The organism is Leifsonia sp. 115AMFTsu3.1 (assembly GCF_004362795.1).
In the GTDB taxonomy this organism is placed as follows: Bacteria; Actinomycetota; Actinomycetes; order Actinomycetales; family Microbacteriaceae; genus Leifsonia.
In genome coordinates, this window is record NZ_SNYB01000001.1 from 1,274,360 (window position 1) to 1,291,303 (window position 16,944).

The following is a 16,944-nucleotide window of genomic DNA, read 5'->3' on the forward strand; positions in this document are numbered from 1 at the left end:
AGGGTCTGCGAGCGGTCGGCCACCGCCGTTGTCAGCAGGCTAGACGCGCCGTCCCGCGCGGGCAACGTATCCGAAACACGCCGTAACCCGCGACAATGAGGGCATGAGCAGACGTGTGGTCGTGACGGGAGCGAGTTCGGGCATCGGGGCGGCGACGGTCCGCGCCTTCCGCAGCGAGGGCTGGGACGTGGTGGCGGTGGCCCGCCGGGAGGACCGCCTGCGGGCGCTGGCCGACGAGACCGGCGCCGAGTTCGTCGTCGCCGACCTGACGAAGCAGGATGACGTGGATGCGCTCCGCGACCACCTGGCGTCGACCGGCGGCATCCACGCGCTCGTCAACAACGCGGGAGGCGCGCACGGGCTCGACTCCGTTGAGGCCTCCAGCGTCGACGACTGGGTGTGGATGTACGAGATCAACGTCATCGGCACGAAGCGGGTCATCTCCGCCCTCCTCCCGCTGCTGCGGGCCGGCGCGACCGAGACGGGTCACGCGGACATCGCCGTGGTCACCTCCATCGCCGGCCTGACCACGTACGTGGGCGGTGGCGGATACAACGCCGCGAAGTTCGCCGAGCACGCCCTGACCGAGGTGCTGCGGCTGGAGCTGAACGGGGAGCCGATCCGCGTCGTCGAGATCGCTCCGGGGATGGTCGCGACGGAGGAGTTCTCCCTGGTCCGTTTCGGCGGCGACAAGGCCAGGAGGGATGCCGTCTACGAGGATGTGCCCGAGCCGCTCTCGGCCGAGGACGTCGCCGACACGATCGTCCACGCGCTCACCCGCCCCCGCCACGTCGACCTCGACCTGATCGTGGTCAAGCCGGTCGCCCAGGCGGCGCCGTACCGGCTGCACAAGGGCGAGCTGACGGTCCGCGGCTGACATGACCGACGAGGACGACGCGAAGCGCCTCCGCTGGGAGCGCGCGACCGCCTGGCCCGGAATCGCCGCCAGCGCGCTCTTCCTCGTCGCCTACTCGTGGAACATCCTGGACGAGTCCCAATCGACCGCCGTGCACGTGACCCTGCTGGTGGTGCTCGTGGCGGTGTGGCTGTTCTTCTTCATCGACTACGTGATGCGCCTGCTGCTCGCCAAGCACAAACGTGAATTCATCCGCCGGAATCCGGTGGACCTGCTGTCGGTGTTCATCCCGATGGCGCGACCCTTCCGCTTGCTGACGGGGCTCCGTCATCTGAACGGGCTGCAGGGCAACAGCGGGTCTCACCTGCGGCGTCGCATCGTCATCATCGCGTCGAGCTTCATCGTCATGTTCATCTACGTCATCGCGCTCGCCGAGTTCCAGGCCGAGCGCTACGCGCCTGGGTCGAACATCCGCTCCTTCGGCGACGCCGTGTGGTGGGCATGCGTGACCATGGCGACGGTCGGTTACGGGGACTACTACCCGGTCACCATCCCGGGCCGGGTCCTCGCGGTCGTCCTCATGATCGGCGGCGTCGCGATCGTCGGCACCGCGAGTGCGACGATCGTCAGCTACCTGAACGACCGCACGCAGCACCTGCGCCACCACGAGCCGCGGCCGCACGACGCGCATCCCGGCCCGGAGGAGGAGAACGACGCCCCGAGCTGACGCGGTGGCCCAAGCGCATCAGCCGTCAGCGACGGCCACGCACGCCCGCAGCAGCTGGATGGCCTGGCGCGCGTCCTGCACCGAGAACTCCTGACGCTCGCCCGCCCGGTCGCGCACCGCCCGCTCGAGAAGCTCGGCGTGCTCCGGCCAGCGTTCGGCGGCGAACGCGGCGGCGGCGGTCTTCGAGAGCACCTCGCCCGTCTCGATGGTGGCGACCAGCCGGATGGGGCCGAGCGCCACCCAGCGCACGGTCTCCGCGCGCACAGGGCCGTCGTCCGGCCGGTCGGCGAGCTCGGCTTCGAGGCCGTCGCCGATCCGCTGCCAGTAGTCGAGCAGGTTGTCGCGCGAGAACGCGACGACCCCCTCCGCGGTCTGCGGGTGGCGGTCGGCGACCGGCGACCAGATGACGTCGCCGCCGTCGACGATGCCCTGAACACCAGACTCCAGCTCCCGCCAGGTGATCCAGCTGAGCTGCGCGCCCGCGAGCGCGGAGACCAGCACGCCTTCGACCACCTGGGGAGCGGTCTGGACCACATCCGGCCCGCGTGCGATCTCCGACTCGGTCAGGTACACGCCGTCGATGTGCGGCTGGGAGGAGGCGTGAAGCTCAGCGAGCGCGGGCAGGTCGTCGACCGGGTCGCGGGTGACGACGAACACGACATCGATGTCGCTTACTCCCGGATGCCAGTCCCCGGCGACCGCGGATCCGGTGACGATCGCGCGGCTCACGAGTCCGGGCGCGAGGCGTCTCTGCTCCAGGAGGAACGCGGTGAGCGCGTCGGCGACGGCGGGCGGGAGCTGCTGCTCGGACATGGTCACTCCAGGGCGGGTTCGGGATCCGCGAACGCGAGCCGCGGCACGAAGAAGAGGAGCACCGCGGCGACGAGCGCGCCGAGGCCGCAGATGGTCCAGACGAGCATGTAGCCGAAGAGGCTGGCGGCCGTGGCCGTCACGGTGGCGGCGCCGGCGAGCAGCACGACGCCGAAGACGGCGGACGCGAACGATCCGCCGATGGTCTTGGTGGTGTTCGTCAGGGCGGTGGCGACGCCGGTCTGCCCGCGCGGTGCGGCGGCCGCGGCCGCTGCGGGCAGCGCGCCGACGAGCGCGCCGGAGCCGATTCCTGCGATCGCCATGTTGGTGAACACCTCCCAGGTCTGGAGGTGGAACGGCAGGAACATCAGGTAGCCGATCGCGACGAGGAAGGCGGCGCCGATCAGGGTGACCCGCGGCGTCAGCCACGACGACACGAGCGGGAACAGCAGCGCTCCGACGATCATCGAGATGAGGTACGCGCCGATCAGGATGCTGCGCTGGCCGGCCGAGAGCCCGAGCCCGTAGCCGTTCGCCGGATCCGTGCCCGCATACGTGCTGAGCGGCGCCTGCGCGCCGAGGAGGCTGATCCCGATCAGGCCGGCGGTGAGCTGCACCGGCCACATGGTGGGGCGGCGGAGCACGCGCAGGTCGATGGCGGGGTCGGCCTGGCGCAGCTCCCAACGCCCGAACGGGAGGAACGCGAGCACGCCGACCGCGATCAGCACCCACACCCACCACGTCCCGACACCGTTGAGGCGGAGGAAGGTGAGGCCGGAGGTGATCAGGAGCAGGCCGAGCGCCAGCAGGGTGAAGCCGACGCCGTCGAGGCTGCGGCCGGGGACGGGCTCCGACTCGGGAACGCCGAAGAGGATCGCGAAGAACACGAGCGTGACCGCCACCGCCGGCACCAGGAGGGTGAGCGTCACATCCCCGCCGAGGGCCTCGAAGAGCAGTCCGGCGCCCACCGCGCCGACGATCGCCCCGGCCTCCAGGGCGACGACGAGCAGACCGGCGGCGCGTCGCGTGCCCGACGCGGCCGTCCCGGTGCGGCGTCCACGGTCGAAGATCAGGGCGACCTCCAGCGGAAGCCAGACCACGTAGAACCCCTGCAGCGCGAACGCCAGCAGATAGGTCGTGAAGTCGCCCGCGAAGGCGAGCCACCACGTCGAGAGGGCGGTCACGGCGGTGGCGATCAGCAGGATCCGCTTGTGCCCGAACATGTCGCCGAGCTTCGCCAGCACGGGCACCACCAGGGCGGAGACGAGCAGCTGGGCAGCCTCGAACCAGTTGTAGTCGGCGTCGTGGATGCCGAGGTGCTTCACGATGTCGGAGATCAGCGGGACGTAGTACCCCTGCAGGATGCCGCTGGTCAGCTCGACGAGGGCGAGCCAGCCGATCAGGCCCGCCGTGGTGCCGATGACGACCGCCGCCCGGCGTTGGGCCGACGTCTTCTCCGAAGTCATGCGCGGATGCTAACACCCGGGTGGCCCCGGTACGGTAGAGCAATGGCCAGCGAACTCGACGATTCCGGTGCAGACGTCCTTCAGGAGGCGGAACGGGAGGTCCTCGGCTGGTTGGAGTTCGGTGAAGCATCACGTCATCTGGCCGGCGAGGTCGTCGAGTCCGGGTTCGAGCCGGACATGGTGGTCGCGATCGCCCGCGGCGGCCTGCTGCTCGCCGGAGCCATCTCGTATGCCCTCGGCATCAAGGCGTGCGGCGCCCTGAACGTCGAGTTCTACACGGGCGTCGACACCCGTCTCCCCGAGCCCGTCGTCCTCCCGCCGATGCTCGACTCCGCGGCCCTGCAGTCCAAGCGCGTCCTGCTCGTCGACGACGTGTCCGACTCCGGCCGGACCCTCGCGATGGTCGTCGACCTGATCGCGGCCTCCGGCGCGGACGTCCGCACCGTGTGCCTCTACTCCAAGCCGCGGACCGTGCTCGAGCCCGACTTCGTGTGGCGACGCACCGACCGCTGGATCACCTTCCCGTGGTCCGCCCTCCCGCCGGTGACGGCCGCGACCCACTGAGCGGGACCGTGCCGAAGACGCTGGCGGAGCTGGCCGCCGACGGTTCGATGGACCCGGGATGGGCGGCCGCCCTCGAGCCGGTCGCCGACCGCATCGCCGCGATGGGCGACTTCCTCCGCGCCGAGGTGGCCGCCGGCCGCCCCTACCTGCCCGCCGGCGACGCCGTCCTGCGGGCGTTCCGCGCTCCGCTGGCCGACGTCCGCGTTCTGATCGTCGGCCAGGACCCGTACCCGACGCCCGGGCATCCCATCGGGCTGTCGTTCGCCGTCGACCGGCACGTGCGCCCTCTGCCGCGCAGCCTCCAGAATATCTACCGCGAGCTGCGCGACGATCTGGGCGTGGTGCCGCCGCCGCACGGCGACCTAGGCGCGTGGTCCGACCACGGGGTCATGCTGCTCAACAGGGTGCTCACGGTCCGGCCGGGGGAGCCGGCCTCGCACCGCGGGAAGGGATGGGAGGCCGTGACGGAGCACGCCATCCGCTCGCTCGTCGCGCGCGGCCGGCCGTTCGTGTCCATCCTGTGGGGGAGGGATGCGGCGACGCTCACTCCGCTGCTCGACGGCAACCCGGTGATCGAGTCGGCGCACCCCAGCCCGCTGTCGGCGTCGCGCGGCTTCTTCGGGTCGAAGCCCTTCTCGCGCGCCAACGCCCTGCTCACCAAGCTGGGCGAGAAACCGGTCGACTGGTCGCTCGAACCGTAACCCGCACGCAATACGCGCGACGTAGGCTTAACGGGTGCTGGAAGAGGAATACCAGGAACGTCGGGTGCTGCCGCGGCACCTGCGGAAGCCCGCGCCCACCGAGGCGCCGTTCGAGTACGCGATCCGCGAGGCGCGGCCCGAGGATCTCCCGCACATCCGTGAGATCTACAACCACTATGTGGCCAACAGCACCGTCACCTTCGACGAGGATGCGATGACGCTGCGCGAGTGGAAGAGCAAGTACGCGTACCTCAAGAAGCTCGGGATGCCGTTCATCGTGGCCGAGTCGCCGTCCGGGCAGATCCTCGGCTATGCGCTGGTGCAGCCGTGGAAGCAGAAGCGCGCGTACCGGTTCACGGTCGAGAACTCGATCTACCTGGGCGCCGCATCCACCGGCAAGGGCCTCGGTCCGGTCCTGATGCAGGAGCTGATCGACCGATCCAAGGCGGCGGGACTCAAGGAGATCATCGCGGTGATCGCCGACAAGGGCGCGGAGGCGTCCATCCGGATGCACGAGAACTTCGGTTTCACCGAGATCGGCCGGATGGGCCGCGTCGGCTACAAGTTCGATCGCTGGCTCGGCACGGTGCTGATGCAGAAGTCGCTGAAGTAACGCTTCGGCAACGCACGGTATCACGGGCTCGGGCATCCACTACCGTTCTCCTGAGCGCCCGTTCCGGGCGCATGCCGAGGGGGGAATATGAACGGGCGCATTGCTCGAAGTCTCGTGGTGTCCGCTGCGCTGGCGCTGGTCCTGACCGGATGTGCACATAGTGTTCCCGGGGCTCAGCCGACGCCGCATACGGCGTCGCCCACTCCGACGCCGACCCCGGTCATCACGACGCAGCCCGTCCGCGTCCCGACCACATGCGACCAGCTCGTGCCGGCGGGAGTGCTCGCCCGGATCGGTACGGGTCTCGTTCCCGAGGAGGCGTCGCACACCCCGTACCTGTCGTCGTGGATGAACGAGCGCGTCGGTGCGCTCACCTGTTCGTGGTCGAACGGTGCCGACGTGTCCAGCGCCGATCTTCTGCGACTCGTCGTGACGGTCGGTCCCGAGGTCACGCGCGAGGGCTTCGAGGGGTTCCTCAACGGCGAGCAGGGCGCAGGGATCCACTACCCGGCGGGCGGACCGGACTCGTACACGTTACGGGTTCAGGACAGGCCCGTCGGCTTCTTCTTCCTGACCCCGCACTACGGGGTCGCCGCGAATCTCGTGGCCGGGCTGGGCGCACATTTCCCGTCCGACGCGGACGCCATCGCCCTTAATCAGGTCTCCGGCGTGGTCTCGGCTCTCGCAGCCCCTGGTCCGCTGTGGACGCCGTCCCCGACGCTCACCGGTGCGACGGGATGCGACGGGCTGGCGACGGCGGACCAGCTCGGTTCTCTCGGCGGCCTGCCTTCCGCGCGGGAGGTCAAGAGCGACGCCGGGGAGTACTCGCTGTCGGTGTTCGACATCGACCGCCAGGTCGGCGGGTACTGGTGCACGTGGGTGTCCGACGATGCATCGGACACCGCCTCGATCAGCGCCGGCGTACTGCCCGGAGGGGCCGAGTATGCGAAGAAGGTGCGCCCAGCGGGATCCGTCGACGTTCCGGGAGTCGGGGCATCCGCGTACCGGAGCCCGGACGGCGAGCTGAATGTGATCGCGGACGGCGGCTGGGTACAGGTGCACGGCTACGACGGCGTCACGCCCGAGCAGCAGACGGCGTTGGCGAAACAGGTGCTCCTCAACGTCGGCTACAGCGGCTGACGGGCGCTAGGCTCGCCGCGTGAGCACCGTGACCCCTGGAACCGCGACGAGCGGAGTCGCCACCGCACCGGTGACGCCCGCCAACCTGCCTCTGCGCAAGCGTCCGGTCGACATCTTCTTCATCGTGATGTTCTCGCTGTTCATCGTGACCTGCATCATCAGCGATGCGATCCCCACGCTCGGGATCCCGCAGACCGCGACGACGACGAACATCCTGGCGCAGTGGAACTACACGTACTCGTCGCAGTACGACCCGCTCTACATGCAGGAGCCGCTCTGGCTGCGGTTCATCACCGGGACGAGCGCCTTCGTCTATCTGCCGTTCTACGTGCTCCTGGTCGTCTGCCTCGTGAAGGGTTTCAACTGGATCCAGCTGTTCGCGGTGATCTACGCGACGATGATCATCAGCCTCACGGCCATCCCGATCTTCGGGGTCGAGTTCTTCGGTCCGGTGGGGCAGCGCACGCCCAACCCGGTCGTCTTCCTGCTCTACAACGGGCCGTACGTGCTGGTGCCGTTGCTGCTGCTCATCCGGATGCGCAAACCGCTGCCGTTCACGAGGAGGTTCTGATGCCGCTGCTGGAAGACCTGACCGTCTACGAGGACGGCGATCGCTACGACGTCTACGACCACTCGTTCCCGGACGAGGATGCGGAGCTCGGCCGCGGCCGGCTGCTCGGCGCGGTGACCGTCACGCCGGAGGGGGAGTACATCCCGGCCGGGGAGGGCGCCCGCTACGAGTACATCGCCCCCGCCCGGACGCTGGACGAGGCGCTCGGCGCGTTCGTCGGCTCGGCCTGACCGACCGCTAGGCCGGGTGCTTCGCGCCCAGTTCGAGCAGTCCGACGCCGCCGATCACGAGCACAAGTCCGGCGATCTGCACCCAGGTGAGCGACTCCTTGAAGAACACCCAGGAGATGATCGCGATCGCCGCGACACCGACGGCCGACCAGATCGCGTACGCGATTCCGAGGGGCACGCCGCGGCCGAGCGCCAACGACAGTGCGAAGAACGACGCGACGTAGCCGACGACGACGATGACGAACGCCCACCACTTCGGGTTGTCGCCGGAGGTGAACTTGAGGAACGTCGTCGCGACGACCTCGGTCGCGATGGCGACGGCGAGAAACAGGTAGCCCAGCACGGAAGACACGCTAGCGAACGGTGAGCGCGTTCTCGCATCCCGCTATGAGTTCACCGCACGTTCTGTCGCGCGTCGCCGGCGCGGCTTAGCCTGACCTCGACGACATCGTCGGACGGCGTGGAGACCGCGCCGGCCGAGTGAGGCCGATGGCATGAAACCGTGGCCGGGAGTGCGAGACTCCCGGCCACGTCCATGCCCGGCATCCGCCGGTCCGCTCAGCTGCGCGGGGTCGCCCGCCCGAGCACCGCGTACCCGGCGATCGCCGCCACCGCGGTAGGGAGCAGCAGCCACGCCGAGACACCGAGGGGGCCGTTCGCGGCGAACCAGTCGCCCACAGCCGGCCAGCTCTGCGTGAGGGTGATCAGCGCGATGGCGCCGACCACGAGCAGGATGAAGACCGCACCGGCGGCGAGGATGCCGTTCATCCGCCAGCGCATGAAGAGCGCAGCGGAGAACGCACCGACGGCGAAGAAGAACAGCATGGTGGCGAACACCGTGAAGAGGCGGCCGCCGAGACTCTCCCCGTCGAAGTAGACCGACGTGAACAGGTGGCCGCCGAGGCCCCAGCCGTTCGTCCACTCCTCGATGGCCGAGAGCAGGGTGAACCCGACGGCGTAACCGGCGGCGAGCATCAGGAAGGTCAGCCCGGAGCCGAGGGCGAAGTCGCGCCGGGTGGTGCTGTAGCCGAGCGCGAAGGGGAACGTCCCCGTGATGACCTGGATGCCCACCACGAGCATGTAGACGAAGATGTAGAACGCGCCGCCGCTCCACTGCGTGCCGTCCATCGCATCGGCACGGTCGGCCGGGCTCGTCGCCGCCCAGATGATCCACCAGATCAGCCAGTTCACCAGCCCGATGAAGAACATGATCATGGCCGGGATCCAGATCACGGTCCACTTGTTGACGAGGTTGAGGCGCACGACGCGCCAGACGCGGCGCCCCAGCGGGGGAGCGGCGATCAACGCGGGTGCGGGGTTCGCGACGGTCATGCGGTCTGCTCGATTCCTGTCTCACGGACGTCGGTCTTCCGGACGATCAACTGCTGGAGGGACACCGGCGCGAGTTCGAGCCCCGCCGCCGCTGCCTGGGAACGGTCGGAGGCGCTGAGGCCGGCGACGGTCACGGAGGCGAGGCCGCCGACGCCGTCGCGGTGCAGCACCTCGCGTGCGCGGACGAACTCGTCGACGGCTCCGCGCGGGCCGACCACGGTGGTGGCGGAGGTGCGCAGGGTCTCGGCATCCTCATCCATCAGGATGCGGCCCTGGTCGATGACGATGACGTGCTCGAGGAGGTTCGCCACCTCGTCGATCAGGTGGGTCGAGAGCACCACGGTCCGTGGATGCTCGGAGAAGTCCTCGAGGAGGCGGTCGTAGAAGAGCTGGCGCGCGACGGCGTCCAGCCCGAGGTAGGGCTCGTCGAAGAACGTCAGCGGCGCGCGCGACGCCAGTCCGACGATCACGCCGATCGCCGAGAGCTGTCCGCGGGAGAGCTTCTTGATGCGCCGGTTGAGGGGCAGCCGGAACTCGTCCACGAGCTGCTCCGCGTACTCGGCATCCCAGTTCTCGAAGAACCAGGGCGCGCTGCGCAGGACGTGCTTCGGCTGGAAGTCCTCTGGGTACCGCTGGCTCTCCTTGATGAAGCAGATGTTCTGCAGCACGCGCGGGTTCTCGGTCGGCTTCTCGCCGAAGACGTGGATGTCGCCCTGTGTGGCGAAGTCCTGCCCGGTGATGAGCTGCATCAGCGTCGTCTTGCCTGCGCCGTTGCGGCCGAGGAGGCCGTGGATGCGGCCCGGCTTCATGGTGACGGACACGTCGTCGATCGCGGTGAACGATCCGAACCGTTTGGTCAGTCCCGACACCTGCACCGCCGGGGCGATGGAGGTCGGGGCGGGGGCGGCGCTCATGCGCTCACTCCTTTCGACGGGGACGCCGTCGGCGTCGTCTGGATGTGCGGGGTGGCCGGTCGCTCATCGGCGGCCGTCTGGATCATGCGGGTCAGCTGCTCTGCGCCGATGCCGAGCTTCGCGGCCTCGGCGAGCAGCGGGCGGAGGTACTCGTCGCTGAACGCGTCGCGGCGCTTGGCGACGAGCCGCTCGCGGGCGCCGTCGGAGACGAACATTCCGATGCCTCGTTTCTTGTATAGGATTCCGTCGTCGACCAGGAGGTTCACGCCCTTGCCCGCCGTCGCCGGGTTGATCCGGTAGAAGGCGGCGAACTCGTTCGTGGACGGCACCTGGGTCTCGGCGGGGTAGACCCCGTCGATGATGTCGTCTTCGATCTGCTCGGCGATCTGGACGAAGATCGGCTTGCCTTCGTCGATCACGTGAGCTTCACCGGTTCATTACTCATGTAACTAACCAACCAGGCTGATCGCGCGATGTCAAGAGCCGATTCCGCGTCACGAAGCGGCACCTCGTCTCGTCCCCCGGGTATGGGGTGGATTCTCGTGGCCGTCGCAGCGGCCGGCCTGCTCTGGGCCGGCGGGCTGTGGTGCGTCCGGCGTGCCCGAGTCGCGCTCGCGCGTGCAATCGTCGCGCCCGGCCCGCGGCCGCAGACCCGCATCCACGGCAGCACCGACACGACCGTCACACTCGAGGCCGACCGGCGCACGCTCCACCGGGGCCAGTTCGGCCTCTGGTTCGGCGACGGCGGGCACGCCGTCGTCGGTCACGCCGTCGCCTACGACCGCGACGCGGGAACCGTCGCCCGAGAACTGCTGGAGGTCACCGGCGACCTGTCCGCGGCGGACGAGGGGGTGTGGACGGGACACCTCCACCCCGATCCGGCCGCGCTTCGGCGACGATATGGGGAGGTTATGCTCCCCGTGTTGGGCGGAGCGGCGCCGGCGTGGGTGATCGTGCCGGAGGCGTCCGGGCATCCGGTCACCTGGGCCATCCACATCCACGGGCACAACAGCACGCGCGTGACGGCCCTCCGCTCCGTGCCGGCGACGGACGCCCTGGGCATGACCTCCCTCGTCGTCTCGTTCCGCGGCGACGGGGAGGGGCCGACCGTGCCGGGCGGTGCCTCCCAGCTCGGCCAGCGCGAATGGGAGGACGTGGATGCGGCGATCGCCTTCGCGCTCGCGCACGGCGCCGAGCGGGTGGTGCTCGTCGGCTGGTCGCTCGGGGGAGCGCTCGCACTGCAGCTCTCCGAGCGGAGCGCGCACCGGGCGGCCATCGATCGGCTCGTGCTCGTCGCACCGGTCACCGACTGGCGCGCAGCGATCCGCAACGTGGCAGCCGAGCGCGGGCTTCCCGGGTGGGTCGGGTCGCTCGCGATCCGGGCGCTCGCCGATCCGGTCACGGCCGCGAAGGCGGGCCTGCCGGAGCCGATCGACTTCGACCTGCTCGACTGGTCGCGACCGGGGAGGCTCACCGTCCCGACGCTCGTGCTGCACTCCGATGGCGACCGCGAGGTGCCGCTGTCGTCGTCCCTGCTGTTCGCCATGGCCAACCCGCGCCTGGTCCGGCTCGTAGAACTCCCTCCCGCCGAGCACACCTGGGAGTACAACGTCGACCCCGCGGCGTTCAACGCCGCCGTGATCGAGTTCCTGCAGCCGGCGCGGGAGGACGGCGCGGTCGGCTAGCCTGGCCCCATGGCCGACCTCCACGAGCTGACGGCGCTCGCCCTCTGGCAGGAACTCCAGTCCGGGCGGGTGTCGCCCCGGGAGCTCGCCACTCACTACCTGGACCGCATCGAACGCCTGAACCCCGAGCTGGGAGCGTTCGTCACCGTCACCCGCGAGCGGGCTCTCGAGCGGGCCGACGAGGTGGCCGAGCGTGTGCCCAAGACCGCCCCGCTGTGGGGGCTGCCCTCCGGCGACAAAGACCTGTGGATGCGCGCCGGCGTTCCCACCGGGTTCGGCTCCCGCGCGATGGCCGGCTTCGTTCCCGATACCAGCGACGAGATCGTCGAGACCCTCGATGCGGCGGGCGCGGTGAGCCTCGGCAAGACGAACGCGCCCGAGTTCGGGCTCCCGGCCTACACGGAGTCGCTCGCCGCGCCGCCCGCCCGCAACCCCTGGAATCCGGACCTCGGCGCCGGCGGGTCGAGCGGAGGGGCGGCGGTCGCGGTGGCGGCCGGGATGCTGCCCTTCGCCCCGGGGTCCGACGGAGGCGGCAGCATCCGCATACCCGCCGCCGCGTGCGGACTCGTCGGGCTGAAGCCCTCCCGCGGACTGGTGCCCGCCGGCAGCGGGATCGAGTCGCTCGCGGGGCTCGTGGTCGACGGGCCGATCGCGCGAACCACGGCCGATGCTGCGCTGCTGCTCGACGGGATCATCGCGAAGCGCAACGGCCGGATCGACCACCACTACACGCTGCGCGCGCCCTACGACGACGATGGTCCGTTCCTGGGGACCGCCGTGCGCGGGGAGGGCAGGTTCCAGCTGGGCGTGATGACGACGTCCGCCTGGGACAGCGCCTATGACATCCGTATCTCGCCAGAGGCGCGCGAGGCGCTCGCCGTGGCCGTCGATGCCGTCTCCGCTCTCGGGCACGGCGTCGAGGAGACGGCGCTGGAGCCGGACGATACGTACGCTCCGGCGTTCCGCACGATCTGGCAGGCGGGCGCGGCGCGCATCCCGGCCGAGGGGGAGACGCTCGCGCTGCTCGAGCCGTTGACGGCGTGGCTGGTCGGGCGCGGCCGCGCGCTCAGCGCCCGCGAGCTCAGCGAGGCGCTTTCGGCGCTCACCGCGTACGAGCGGTCCTTCATCCGTCAGCTGTCGTCGTTCGACGCCGTGCTGACGCCCGCGATGGCGCTCACCCCGCGCCCGGTCGGCTGGTACGACCAGGAGGACGGGGAGCGCAACTTCGAGCAGCAGGTGCAGTACACGCCCTTCACGTCCATGCTGAACGTCACCGGCCTCCCGGCGATCGTCCTCCCGGTGTCGCAGACCGCCGACGGCCTGCCGATGGGTGTGCAGCTGATCGGGCGCCCCGGCGGCGAGCGGACGCTGCTCTCGCTGGCCGCGCAGCTGGAGCGCCGCCTCCGCTGGACGGATCGCCGCCCGCCCGTCTGGTGACGAGGCGCTCGACGGCGCTGCATTCGGCCCCCGAAACGCAGCATCAACGAGCTCCTCGGGCCGCACTAGCATGCGCGTGTGACTGATCCGGAGGGATTTCGGGAGCCGCTCGACGAAGCGGTGCGGTCGGCGGAGCGTTGGCTCGACGGCATCCGCGACGGGCGCATCCCGCCCGAGACCGACGTGGAGCGGGTGAAGGATGCGCTGGGCCGCACCCTGCCCGACCGCGGCCCGGCCCCCGTCGAGGTGATCCGCCGGATGTCGGCGGCGATCGAGCCGGGGCTCATGCGCATCCACTCGCCCCGGTTCCACGGCTGGGTGATGGGAGGCGCGCAGCCGGTCGCGCTGGCCGCCGACTGGCTGACGTCGGCGTGGGATCAGAACACCGGTCTCCGCTCTGTCACGCCCGGTGTCGCGGGCGCGGAGGAGCTCGCGGCCGAGTGGCTCCTCGACCTGCTCGCCCTGCCCGAGACCGCGGAAGTGGGATTCGTCACGGGCGCGACGGTCGCGAACGTCGTCGGACTGACCTGCGGCCGCGACGTGCTGCTGCGACGGGCCGGATGGGACCCAGGCGACGGGTTGGCGGGGTCGCCGCGCATCCGCGTGCTGGTCGGCGCCGAACGGCACGGCTCGGTGGACAGTGCCGCCCACCTCGCCGGGCTCGGCCACGGCAGGATCGTGGCGGCCGACGCGCAGGGGCGGATGCTGCCGGAGGCCCTGCGCGAGGCCCTGGCGGACGGCGATGGTCCGGCACTCGTCGTGCTGCAGGCGGGTAACATCCACTCGGGCGCGTTCGACCCGTTCGCGGAACTGATCGAGATCGCGCACGACGCCGGCGCCTGGGTGCACGTGGACGGCGCCTTCGGGCTCTGGGCGGCCGCCGCCCCGGGCCTGCGCGCGCTGACCGACGGCATCGAGGGCGCGGACTCGTGGGCGACGGATGCGCACAAGACCCTCAGCGTCCCCTACGACTGCGGCATCGCGGTCGTCGCCGACCCCGCCGCCCTGCACGGTGCGATGGCCCAGCACGCGGCGTACCTCGCCTCCTCCGCCGACGTGGCCGACCCGAGCGACCGCGTCCCGGAGCTGTCTCGCCGCGCCCGGGGGCTGACGACGTACGCGACGCTCGCGCAACTCGGCCGCCTCGGCGTGGCCGAGCTGGTCCAGCAGCTGGCGGACGCGGCGACGGTGATCGCCGGCGGCATCCGCGGCATCCCCGGTGCGGAGGTGCTCAACGAGGTCGTCTACACGCAGGTGTGCGCGTCCTTCGGGAGCGACGACCGCACTCGCGCGGTCGGGGCGGCGCTCCTCGTCGACGGCGCCGCCCTCGCCTCCCCGTCCACCTGGCAGGGCCGGGCCGTGCTGCGCTTCTCCGTCAGCAACTGGCTGACCGACGCGGAGGAGGCGCGCCGAACGGTCGCCGCCGTCCGTCGCGCGGTCGAGGCCGCGGCCTGACGCGCCAGGCTGTCAGCGACCGGCGGCGTAGCCCTGCTGGCCGCGCGGGTTGGCGGCGGCGCTCAGCACGCCCGTCTGCGGGTCGCGACCGACGGACGACAGGCGGCCCAGCGTCCACTCGCCGGCGCGGGTGACCCGGTGGCCGCGCGCCTCCAGAGCCGCGATGACGTCGTCGCCGAGGCGGTCCTCGACCACGGCGCCGGCGGGAACCCAGGTGCGCGGCCAGAACGACTCCGCGATGGAGGTGGTGTGCAGCGCCGGGGCGTCGACGGCCTGCTGCGGGGAGTAGCCGCCCACGATCGTGCGCAGCAGGTACAGCAGCTGCCACTGATCCTGCTGGTCGCCGCCGGGGGAGCCGAGTGCGGTCACCGGGACGCCGTCGCGCAGCACCAGGGTCGGCGTCAGCGTCGTGCGGGGCCGGCGGCCGGGCGTCAGGGTGGACGCGGAGCCCTCCTCCAGCCAGGTCATCTGCAGGCGGGTGCCGAGGCAGAACCCCAACTCTGGGATGGTCGGGGACGACTGCAGCCAGCCGCCGGACGGCGTCGCCGAGACGATGTTGCCCCAGCGGTCCACGACGTCGATGTGGCAGGTGTCTCCGCGCGTCTCGCCGGTCCGCGACACCGTCGGCTCTCCGACGCCCTCCGCCGCGACGCCGGACGGCGGGGTGTACGCCGTGCGCAGTGCCGGTGCGAAGGGCTCGCGGCCGGGGAGCACCCCAGGACGGAACTCGGCGGACGCCCGGTCGCCGATCAGCGCGCGACGCTCGGCCGCATAGGCGGGCGAGAGCAGGGTGCCGAGAGGAACATCGTCGTCGCCGAAGTAGGCGTCGCGGTCGGCGTAAGCGAGCTTCTGCGCCTCCAGCACCGTGTGCGCGCCGAGCTCGGTCGACGGATCGAGGCGGTCGTCGTCGAAGCCGTCCAGGATGGCGAGGGTCGCGAGCAGCGCCGGCCCCTGGCTCCACGCGGCCGTCTTCGCGATGGTGTGCCCGCGGAACTCGAGGGTCACCGCCGACTCGTACGACGCCCGGTACCCCGCGAAGTCCGATGCCGCGATGACGCCGGCATGGTCGCCGCCGTCGGAATGGCGGTGTGGAGTGCGCACGAACTCCTCGACGGCCCGGGCGGCGAATCCCGTCGCCCACTCCGTGCGCGCCGCCTCGATCCGCTCCTCCCGGTTCGCTGCGCCGTCGCCCGCGGCGATGAGGCCGCGCAGCACCCGCGCATAGGCCGGGTCGACGATCAGCTCGCCGGGCACCGGGATGCGGCCGCCGGGCATCCAGCGCTCGGCCGACGTCGGCCAGTGCTCGGTGAACAGGGGTGCGACGCGTTCGATCGTCGCGCACACCCGCTCGAGTACGGGATGCCCACCCTCCGCGTAGCCGATGGCGAACGCGAGCACGTCGGCGAGCTCCCAGGTGCCGTGGTCCTTCAGCAGCAGGAGCCACGCATCCACGGCGCCGGGGACGGCCGCGGCCAGCGCGCCGGAGCCGGGCACCAGTTCCAGCCCTTCCGCGAGGTAGTGCTCGCGGGTCGCCCCGGCCGGCGCGGGGCCCTGGCCGGACAGCACGACCGGCGTCGAGTCCTCCGCCGTGGCGAAGAGCGCCACGAGGTCGCCGCCCGGGCCGTTGAGGTGCGGTTCGACGACGTGCAGCACGAAGGCGCCCGCCGCTGCCGCATCGAAGGCGTTGCCGCCGCGCTCCAGCACGGCCTGGGCAGCCGCTGTCGCGAGCCAGTGCGTCGACGCGCTCATGCCGAACGTCCCCCGCAGGGTGGGACGCGTGGTGAACGCGGGAGGCGGCGTGAACGCCATGGTCAGCTGACCGGGCCGGTGTACTTCTCGCCGGGGCCCTTGCCGATCTCGTCCGGGATCGCCGACGCCTCGCGGAAGGCCAGCTGCAGCGAGCGGAGCCCGTCGCGGAGGCTCCTGGCATGCTGGTCGCCCACGTGCGGCGCGCTCGCCGTGACGAGGCCGGCGAGGGCGTCGATCAGCTTGCGCGCCTCGTCCAGATCCGTCTGGTGCTCCGGGTCGTCCGCGAGGCCGCACTTGACGGCGGCGGCACTCATCAGGTGCACTGCGGTGGTGGTGATCACCTCGACGGCGGGCACCTCGGCGATGTCACGGGTGGCCTCGGCCACACCATCCTCGTCGTGGCCGGAGTCGTCGAAGGTGAAGGATGTGTCGCTCACTGCATTCCTCTGTTAGAATCGTTCGGGCTCCGGGACTTCTGTCCCGGTACGAAAGTGGAGATTCCTCCCACCCGCGCTTGACCGTTTTATAGGTTACCGGGTCGTTGCACTCCGCCACCGCGTGCGAACGCGAGGGTAGTCAGGGTGCTGTACCAGGCCTGTGATCGTCAGATCGCAGGCCACGCTGGTGCGTGGAACCTCCTCTTTCGCCGGACCGTCACCGACGGCCCGTGGCTCGCGAAGAATCGCTTGATCAG

19 protein-coding genes are annotated in these 16,944 nt (G+C 70.9%); 11 read left to right on the top strand and 8 right to left on the bottom strand.

Going from position 1 to position 16,944, the window contains the following annotated elements; genetic code table 11:
- Window positions 1-103: 103 nt before the first annotated feature.
- Entirely contained in the window at window positions 104-877 is a 774-nt protein-coding gene (locus AXZ95_RS06155) for an SDR family oxidoreductase (RefSeq protein ID WP_196802419.1), read from the top strand.
- A 1-nt stretch (window position 878) separates the two neighbouring features.
- Complete coding sequence (locus AXZ95_RS06160; protein WP_018190145.1) at window positions 879-1,583, top strand: potassium channel family protein; 705 nt, start codon at window positions 879-881, stop codon at window positions 1,581-1,583.
- A gap of 18 nt (window positions 1,584-1,601) precedes the next feature.
- Here AXZ95_RS06160 and AXZ95_RS06165 read toward each other — a convergent pair whose 3' ends face one another.
- Complete coding sequence (locus AXZ95_RS06165) at window positions 1,602-2,396, bottom strand: aminoglycoside adenylyltransferase domain-containing protein (RefSeq protein ID WP_018190146.1); 795 nt, start codon at window positions 2,394-2,396, stop codon at window positions 1,602-1,604.
- Window positions 2,397-2,398: 2 nt separating this feature from the next.
- Complete coding sequence (locus AXZ95_RS06170) at window positions 2,399-3,859, bottom strand: MFS transporter (RefSeq protein ID WP_018190147.1); 1,461 nt, start codon at window positions 3,857-3,859, stop codon at window positions 2,399-2,401.
- Between the two features lie 42 nt (window positions 3,860-3,901).
- On the opposite strand from AXZ95_RS06170, the gene AXZ95_RS06175 reads away from it, so the two are divergent.
- From AXZ95_RS06175 to AXZ95_RS06200, 6 genes are all read left to right on the top strand, one after another.
- The gene (locus AXZ95_RS06175) at window positions 3,902-4,423 is read left to right on the top strand and encodes a phosphoribosyltransferase (protein ID WP_018190148.1); all 522 of its coding nucleotides are present in this window, start codon (window positions 3,902-3,904) and stop codon (window positions 4,421-4,423) included.
- Between the two features lie 8 nt (window positions 4,424-4,431).
- The gene (locus AXZ95_RS06180) at window positions 4,432-5,124 is read left to right on the top strand and encodes a uracil-DNA glycosylase (protein WP_026307087.1); all 693 of its coding nucleotides are present in this window, start codon (window positions 4,432-4,434) and stop codon (window positions 5,122-5,124) included.
- A gap of 34 nt (window positions 5,125-5,158) precedes the next feature.
- On the top strand, window positions 5,159-5,737 hold the full coding sequence (locus tag AXZ95_RS06185; RefSeq protein ID WP_026307088.1) for a GNAT family N-acetyltransferase: 579 nt from the start codon (window positions 5,159-5,161) through the stop codon (window positions 5,735-5,737).
- Between the two features lie 87 nt (window positions 5,738-5,824).
- On the top strand, window positions 5,825-6,877 hold the full coding sequence (locus tag AXZ95_RS06190) for a hypothetical protein (RefSeq protein WP_231374370.1): 1,053 nt from the start codon (window positions 5,825-5,827) through the stop codon (window positions 6,875-6,877).
- A gap of 19 nt (window positions 6,878-6,896) precedes the next feature.
- Window positions 6,897-7,448, top strand: a complete 552-nt coding sequence (locus tag AXZ95_RS06195) for a DUF2781 domain-containing protein (protein WP_018190152.1) — start codon at window positions 6,897-6,899, stop codon at window positions 7,446-7,448.
- Window positions 7,448-7,678, top strand: a complete 231-nt coding sequence (locus AXZ95_RS06200) for a hypothetical protein (protein WP_018190153.1) — start codon at window positions 7,448-7,450, stop codon at window positions 7,676-7,678. Before AXZ95_RS06195 ends, AXZ95_RS06200 begins: the two co-directional genes overlap by 1 nt.
- A 7-nt stretch (window positions 7,679-7,685) precedes the next feature.
- Here the strand turns inward: AXZ95_RS06200 and AXZ95_RS06205 are convergent, their stop codons facing one another.
- The 4 genes from AXZ95_RS06205 to AXZ95_RS06220 form a co-directional block, all read right to left on the bottom strand.
- Entirely contained in the window at window positions 7,686-8,021 is a 336-nt protein-coding gene (locus AXZ95_RS06205; protein ID WP_018190154.1) for a multidrug efflux SMR transporter, read from the bottom strand.
- A 215-nt stretch (window positions 8,022-8,236) separates the two neighbouring features.
- Complete coding sequence (locus tag AXZ95_RS06210; protein ID WP_018190155.1) at window positions 8,237-9,010, bottom strand: hypothetical protein; 774 nt, start codon at window positions 9,008-9,010, stop codon at window positions 8,237-8,239.
- Window positions 9,007-9,924: an ABC transporter ATP-binding protein gene (locus tag AXZ95_RS06215; protein ID WP_018190156.1), complete on the bottom strand. Its 918-nt coding sequence runs from the start codon at window positions 9,922-9,924 to the stop codon at window positions 9,007-9,009. Before AXZ95_RS06215 ends, AXZ95_RS06210 begins: the two co-directional genes overlap by 4 nt.
- On the bottom strand, window positions 9,921-10,343 hold the full coding sequence (locus AXZ95_RS06220) for a GntR family transcriptional regulator (protein ID WP_018190157.1): 423 nt from the start codon (window positions 10,341-10,343) through the stop codon (window positions 9,921-9,923). Before AXZ95_RS06220 ends, AXZ95_RS06215 begins: the two co-directional genes overlap by 4 nt.
- Window positions 10,344-10,466: 123 nt before the next feature.
- Between AXZ95_RS06220 and AXZ95_RS06225 the strand changes: the two genes are divergently transcribed.
- The 3 genes from AXZ95_RS06225 (at window position 10,467) to AXZ95_RS06235 (ending at window position 14,501) form a co-directional block, all read left to right on the top strand.
- Entirely contained in the window at window positions 10,467-11,609 is a 1,143-nt protein-coding gene (locus AXZ95_RS06225; protein ID WP_231374371.1) for an alpha/beta hydrolase, read from the top strand.
- Window positions 11,610-11,618: 9 nt separating this feature from the next.
- Window positions 11,619-13,046, top strand: coding sequence for an amidase (locus AXZ95_RS06230; RefSeq protein WP_018190159.1), 1,428 nt, complete (start codon window positions 11,619-11,621; stop codon window positions 13,044-13,046).
- Window positions 13,047-13,124: 78 nt separating this feature from the next.
- A complete protein-coding gene (locus AXZ95_RS06235; protein ID WP_026307090.1) occupies window positions 13,125-14,501 on the top strand; it encodes an aminotransferase class V-fold PLP-dependent enzyme in 1,377 nt (458 codons plus the stop codon).
- A 12-nt stretch (window positions 14,502-14,513) separates the two neighbouring features.
- Here AXZ95_RS06235 and AXZ95_RS06240 read toward each other — a convergent pair whose 3' ends face one another.
- Both AXZ95_RS06240 and AXZ95_RS06245 read right to left on the bottom strand, forming a co-directional pair.
- Window positions 14,514-16,310 carry a gamma-glutamyltransferase gene (locus AXZ95_RS06240; RefSeq protein WP_018190161.1) on the bottom strand — a complete coding sequence of 599 codons (1,797 nt, stop codon included), beginning with the start codon at window positions 16,308-16,310 and terminating at the stop codon, window positions 14,514-14,516.
- Between the two features lie 2 nt (window positions 16,311-16,312).
- Window positions 16,313-16,687, bottom strand: coding sequence for a DUF1844 domain-containing protein (locus tag AXZ95_RS06245; RefSeq protein ID WP_018190162.1), 375 nt, complete (start codon window positions 16,685-16,687; stop codon window positions 16,313-16,315).
- Between the last annotated feature and the right edge of the window lie 257 nt (window positions 16,688-16,944).